Origin of the sequence: Micromonospora sp. NPDC002296, assembly GCF_040296145.1 — a bacterium.
Classification (GTDB): domain Bacteria; phylum Actinomycetota; class Actinomycetes; order Mycobacteriales; family Micromonosporaceae; genus Micromonospora.
Window position 1 is genome coordinate 1 of the sequence record NZ_JBEOWQ010000123.1, and the last position, 1,716, is coordinate 1,716.

Sequence of the window (1,716 nt, forward strand, 5' to 3'; positions counted from 1 at the left end):
CGAGGTGATCCGCAGCCAGTTCTGCATCCGCTTGTAGAAGATGGTGCCCGGGATGCCGTCCTGCTCGGTCGAGGTCTTGGGCAGGCCGCCGCCCGGGTTCTGGCCGATGTAGGTGAGCGGGTTGATCCGCACCCCGCTCGGGTTGATCATGTGCCAGTGCAGATGCGGGCCGGTGGAGCTGCCGGAACCGGGGGCGCCGACGGCACCTCCGGACCGTCCGACGATCGCACCGGCGCCGACCGCTGCGCCGTTGGCCAGCAGGAACTGCGACAGGTGCATGTACTGGCTGCGGTATCCGTCCGCGTGGTGGATCGTGACGGTGTGCCCGCCGGTGCCGTTGTTCGGGATGTTCTGGATCGTGCCGGCGCCGCAGGCCGGCAGGTTGGTGCCGACGCCCATCCCGAAGTCGATGCCGCCGAGCGAGCCGCTGTTCAGGTGGTCCTGCCAGGATCCGGTGATCGCGTATCCGGCGAACGGGTTGTAGATCGACGGCGCGGCGTGGGCGATCCCGGGCAGGCCGAATACACCCCCGACGGCGAGGGCACCGGTGGTCAGGGCGGTGCCGCGCAGCAGCGTACGGCGGCTGAGCCCGGCCTGCGGTTGCTCTCCGCCACCGCCACAGCAGCCGGGCAGGTGTTCACGGCCCATAATCGTTCCTCCGCACGGTCGTAGGTGATCATTGACGTGCAGAGGGTAGCCCTTGAAGTGGCGTACATCAATGTTCGAAGGCCCGGCCCGCACGCCCGGCGCAGGGGTGGTGCCACGCCTGGCCAGCCTCTACCATTGCTCGATGATCATCGATGCGTATCGAACGACCAGCTCGCCACGCGGCGGCACGGGCTCTCCGGCAGGAGACCCGGCATGACCGCCGTTCTGGGGCGGCTCGCGGCGGCGGTCGCCATCGCCGTCGCGTTGCCGCTGAGCGTCGGGGCGACGCCCGCCACCGCGACACCCGCCACCGCGGCGGTGCCGCCCGGCACGGTGTCCGGCATCGACGTGGCCACCTGGCAGGCCGGCATCGACTTCGCCGACGTCCGCGCCGACGGACACCAGTTCGTGATCGTGAAGGCGGGCGGCTCCCAGCTGTCAGCGGGCCCGTACATCGGCTCGCAGTACGCGACCCAGGTGAACGGCGCACGGGCGGCGGGGCTCAGGGTCGGCCACTACTGGCTGGCCGGGGACTTCCAGACCCCCACCCAGGCCGCCGACTACTTCGCCGCCCACCTGCGCGACTACCGGCCCGGCGACGTGATCGCGCTGGACAACGAGGTGCTCGACGACTCGACGAGGCTGTGGAACGACACCGAGGTCACGACATTCTTCCAGCGGATGCGCGACCGGATCGGCAACCACGTGCCCTGGCTGTACATGGGCGCGACCGACCTGCGCTCCCGGACGTGGCCGCGAACGATCGCGGCGGGCGTGAAGCTCTGGGTGGCGATGTGGGGCGCAAACAACGGCAGCTACCCCGGCGAGCCGAACCTGGGCGGTGCCTACCCGACGTGGAGCGCGCACCAGTACAGCTCGGCGGGATCGACCGGCGGCATCGCCCGGGTGGACCTGAACGTGGCCAAGCCGAGCGCGTTCGAGATCGTCGCCGGCGGACCGACCGACCCGCCGGCGGACGACCCGCTGCCCAAGACCACGACCGAGCAGGACGGCACCCCTGGGCCGGTCATGTGGATGCGCGCCCAGAACTGGCTGGCCATCACGTCC

At 70.6% G+C, this 1,716-nt stretch carries 2 protein-coding genes; one reads left to right on the forward strand and one right to left on the reverse strand.

What is annotated here, in order from left to right:
• On the reverse strand, window positions 1-648 hold a 648-nt coding region (locus tag ABT023_RS28985), incomplete at its 3' end, for a M23 family metallopeptidase (RefSeq protein WP_350889868.1).
• Window positions 649-861: 213 nt separating this feature from the next.
• Between ABT023_RS28985 and ABT023_RS28990 the strand changes: the two genes are divergently transcribed.
• Window positions 862-1,716 (forward strand): glycoside hydrolase family 25 protein (locus ABT023_RS28990; protein ID WP_350889869.1); only part of this gene is annotated, 855 nt, incomplete at its 3' end.